Source organism: uncultured Campylobacter sp. (assembly GCF_937890585.1).
Taxonomy (GTDB): domain Bacteria; phylum Campylobacterota; class Campylobacteria; order Campylobacterales; family Campylobacteraceae; genus Campylobacter_A.
Genome location: NZ_CALACG010000044.1, coordinates 1 through 3253, shown reverse-complemented (window position 1 = coordinate 3253; position 3253 = coordinate 1). Strand labels below are relative to the sequence as shown.

At 40.5% G+C, this 3253-nt stretch carries 3 protein-coding genes and 1 pseudogene; all 4 read left to right on the top strand.

Going from position 1 to position 3253, the window contains the following annotated elements; all coding sequences use genetic code 11:
• Positions 1–127: 127 nt before the first annotated feature.
• The gene (mqnE, locus tag Q0296_RS01185; protein WP_103569336.1) at positions 128–1192 is read left to right on the top strand and encodes an aminofutalosine synthase MqnE; all 1065 of its coding nucleotides are present in this window, start codon (positions 128–130) and stop codon (positions 1190–1192) included.
• A gap of 11 nt (positions 1193–1203) precedes the next feature.
• Positions 1204–2496, top strand: coding sequence for an NCS2 family permease (locus Q0296_RS01180; RefSeq protein WP_298035751.1), 1293 nt, complete (start codon positions 1204–1206; stop codon positions 2494–2496).
• A 13-nt stretch (positions 2497–2509) separates the two neighbouring features.
• Entirely contained in the window at positions 2510–2950 is a 441-nt protein-coding gene (locus Q0296_RS01175) for a phosphoribosyltransferase (protein WP_298035750.1), read from the top strand.
• A 9-nt stretch (positions 2951–2959) separates the two neighbouring features.
• Positions 2960–3253 (top strand): annotated as a pseudogene (locus Q0296_RS01170) (hypothetical protein); the annotation flags it as partial.

Below are 3253 nucleotides of genomic sequence, written 5' to 3'. Positions count from 1 at the left end.
CTTTTATCAACTGGCATTGGTGTTCCATTTTTAAAAAAATATCTTGGCAAATGGTACTTAATTTTTGCAAAAACAAAGCTTTATTTGCTTATAATAAAGCCTTAAGTTCAGCTTTAGGACGATATAAATAATGAATCTATTACAAAAACTAGAAAGTGGCGAGAGATTAAGCAAGCAAGAGGCTTTTTCGCTTTATGAGCTTGATCTTTTTACCTTGGCTAAATTTGCCGATAAAAAGCGCAGAAAACTGCACGGCAACAAGGTTTTTTTTAACGTAAATCGCCATATCAATCCAACAAATATCTGTGCTGATATCTGTAAATTTTGCGCATTTTCAGCCCACAGAAAAAATCCAAATCCATACCTAATGAGCCACGAAGAAATTTTAAAGATCGTTGATGAGAGCGTGAGCCACGGCGTAAAAGAGATACACATCGTCTCCGCCCACAACGCAACTAGCGGCTGGCAGTGGTACTTAGAAATTTTTAAAAAGATAAAGGCAGCTCATCCAGAGCTTCATGTAAAGGCGATGACGGCGGCTGAGATTGATTTTTTATCAAGGCATTACGGCTTAAGCTACGATGAGGTGATAGAAAAGATGCTTGAATACGGCGTCGATAGCATGCCAGGGGGTGGGGCTGAAATTTTTGACGAAGAGGTCAGGGCTAAAATTTGTAAAGGCAAGGTAAGTAGCGAAAACTGGCTAAAGATCCACAAAATGTGGCACGATAAAGGCAGGCAAAGTAACGCTACAATGCTCTTTGGCCACATAGAAAGCCGTGAAAATAGGATCGATCATATGCTAAGGATCAGAGACTTACAGGACGAAACGGGCGGATTTAACGCATTTATCCCGCTAGTTTATCAAAGAGAAAATAACTACTTAAAAGATGTCAAATTTCTAGGATCGGCAGAAATTTTAAAGACTATGGCGATATCTCGCTTGGTGCTTGATAACGTCCCACATATAAAGGCATACTGGGCTACTTCGACGCTAAATTTAGCCATGATCGCTCAGGAATTTGGCGCTGATGATCTTGATGGCACTATAGAAAAAGAGAGTATCCAAAGTGCAGCCGGCGCAAATAGCGCAAATGGCGTCACACTAAAGACATTTTGCGATCTCATAAAAACATCTGGTTTTACGCCAGTTGAGCGTGATAGCTTATATAACGAACTTAAAATTTACTAAAGGAGCTTGGGGTGAAATTTTTTGACTTAGCACAAAACAAAACGAGTGTGAAGCAGGAATTTGGAGCGGGACTTACGACATTTTTGGCGATGATGTATATCGTGCCGGTAAATGCGATCATTATGAGCAAAACTGGCATGCCTTATGAGGCATTAATCACGGCAACTGCGCTAATTACCATATTTTCTACTGTATTAAATGGTCTTTGGGCGAACACGCCAGTTGCGATGAGCGTTGGCATGGGGCTTAATGCTTATTTTACATTTGGTCTTTGCATCGGTATGAAAGTGCCTTGGCAGACTGGTCTTGGCGTCGTTTTCTTGAGCGGTTTGATATTTTTAGTGCTTTCGTTTACAAATTTTAGGATGTGGATCATCAGGTCGATCCCACTTGATCTACGAAGGGCGATAAGTGCGGGCATTGGTACATTTATCAGCTTTGTTGCGTTTCAGCAAATGGGCTTTATCGTAAATAACGACGCAGTTTTAGTTGGTATCGGAAATTTCAAAGATCCAAACGTCCTGCTTGGCGTTTTGGGCCTATTTTTGGTCATTTGCTTCTGGGCGTGGAATGTAAAAGGTGCGTTTATCCTAGCAGTCCTTGCCACATCTGTGATCGCATGGATACTTGGCATAGCCCCTCATCCAACTGAAATTTTCTCGACCCCAGCTTCTATATCTCCGATATTTTTAGAGCTTGACATCAAAGGAGCACTTAGTCTTGCCTTGCTCCCAGTTGTCATCACCTTTTTCGTGACGGATCTTTTTGACTCGATAGGCACGCTAGCTGGCGTTGGCACAAGGGCTGGGATATTTGACGAAAACAAAAAAGATGGCGTCGTAAAACTTGAAAAAACTCTTGAAGCTGATGCCGTTGCTACTGCAGCTGGCTCGCTTGTAGGTGTAAGTACGACCACATCATTTGTAGAGAGCGCAAGCGGCGTAGAAGAGGGCGGTAGGACTGGTCTAACAGCTGTATTTTGCGGACTTTTATTTATACTTACATTATTTATGTTGCCACTTTTTAAAGCGATCCCTGGCAATGCCATCTATCCGATCCTCGTAATGGTCGGCGTGCTTATGTTTGCTGAGCTTGCTAGTATAAATTTCAAAGATCAAGCGATCGCTGTTGCGACATTTTTCATAGTTGTCTTGATACCGCTTACATACTCGATCACAAACGGCCTTGCTTTTGGCTTTATGTCGTACTTGGTCGTCAAGCTCATAAAAAGAGAATTTGCTGATGTAAATTTAGGCGTGATCGTGCTTGCGCTTATTAGTTTTATTATATTTTTAGTGCATTGATTAAGGAAAAAAGATGATATTTTATAGCTATGACGAATTTGCTGTTGATGTCAAAAAGATGGCAAAGGATATAAAAGATGAGTTTGATCCAGAGGTGATACTAGCCGTCGCAAGAGGCGGTCTCACACTTGGTCACTCGCTGGCTGTTGCGCTTGAAAATAGAAATTTGTTTACACTAAATTCTATCCACTACGAAGATACAAACAAGCTCGATACGATCAACATCTTTAACGTGCCAGATCTTAGTGCGTATAAGAAAATTTTGCTTGTTGATGACATTATCGATAGCGGCGAGAGCATGGTCGAGATAAAAAGAGAGCTGCTTAAACGCTATCCAAATTTAGAGATAAAAATAGCGACCGTCTTTTATAAAGAAAAGGCGCTGCTTTTACCTGAATTTAAAGTAAAAGAGGCTCATGACTGGGTTGAGTTTTTCTGGGATATACACATTTAAGGGTGAAATTTGTTAGAAAGAGTTAGAGAATTTGTCGGCAGACACATAGCTTTTAGCGTATTTTTGATATGTTTGATTGATTTTGTTTTTCTACTTTATGCGGCAAATTCTCTTAGCATAAGCTACAACGAGGCTGAAATTTTCTTTCAAAAGCACAGCCTTCTAAGCTACATCTTAAAACTAAGCACCCATTTTTTTGGTCAAAATGACCTTGCTGTGCGGGGCGTGATGATCTTTTTTCACATCGCAAGCGTGGTTTTGATGTATAAGGTGAGTAAATTTTACATCAAGCTAGAATTTGAC

Bases quoted from the DNA above. Each gene is read 5' to 3' on its own strand.
- Q0296_RS01175 (WP_298035750.1), top strand. From the start codon at position 2,510: ATGATATTTTATAGCTATGACGAATTTGCTGTTGATGTCAAAAAGATG.